Origin of the sequence: Neptuniibacter sp., from assembly GCF_024231755.1 — a bacterium.
Classification (GTDB): Bacteria; Pseudomonadota; Gammaproteobacteria; order Pseudomonadales; family Balneatricaceae; genus Neptuniibacter.
In genome coordinates, this window is the sequence record NZ_JAAEQH010000303.1 from 1 (window position 1) to 998 (window position 998).

1 protein-coding gene is annotated in these 998 nt (G+C 46.5%); it reads left to right on the forward strand.

Translation table 11 applies throughout. From position 1 onward, the window contains the following. On the forward strand, positions 1-231 hold a 231-nt coding region (locus GY843_RS17855; protein WP_297311634.1), incomplete at its 5' end, for a hypothetical protein. Between the last annotated feature and the right edge of the window lie 767 nt (positions 232-998).

The following is a 998-nucleotide window of genomic DNA, read 5'->3' on the forward strand; positions in this document are numbered from 1 at the left end:
GGCGACTTCGCGTGGGCTCACAGCATTGCAGTGCGCATCAGCCGAGGCAGAGGCCGACAGCCGTCCAGCCAAGGCGGAGCCAGCTCACTAGTTAGAACTAGTTCTCACCGGTTTTCGGCCAATCGCACTGCACGCTTCCCAGGAGCGGTCGCCGCTCAATTCGATATAGCTGCGAACGCACCACCGCCTGATATACACAAACGCCTCGTGCGGCAAGTACAGAAACAGTAAACAGGACTTTTCAGCCCCCGTTCCTGCATAGAATACAAAAATTGGACATCATACCAGATATGGATTCCTCTAAGTTTAGGCGATTTTGCCACCGGATTGCTCAGAGTTATTCCCTTCCGACATCCGATACGGTGATGAAATCCACTGTCCGTTCCTGTCAGCACATACACCTGCTATTATCTGTCTAGTTTTCGCTGGAGAACAAACGGAATGCTTCTATTCAAACAGATCATAAAAGGTGCATCAGTTTCATCCGTCTTGTCGGGCGAAAGTGATTCAATATATGTAATGCATTTCGGATGGAAATCTCCATGGCAATTATATGGGCACGTAGACCAGGCGTGCAAACGCCAATGGGCCGCCGGCTCACATGGCGCCAGGATTTTCAATGTTTTTAAAGATACGGTGTATGCTAACATCATTAGCTGCTAGCTTATTTGCTTAAGCTGAGCTTTGTGATTTCTTCTAGATGGCCTGGAGCACCTTCGCATACTCAAAGTTTGCCCCGATAAATTCTGACACAGCTTTTGCAGTTACTGATAAGAACGTCTGCAGGTTTCCAAGACATGCTAACATTATTAGCTTATTAGCCTTTAGCTGGTTAGGTATTATAATCAGGGCCATTATGATATCACCAGATGGCCTGAAACATTTCTGCGTACTCATAGTTGCTTGCATGCATCCAGGCATAGCTTTTGCAGTTATTCATTACTTTTCCAAAACAAACTAACACTATTAGCTGTAGCTTGACAGTTGAACCTGGTCGA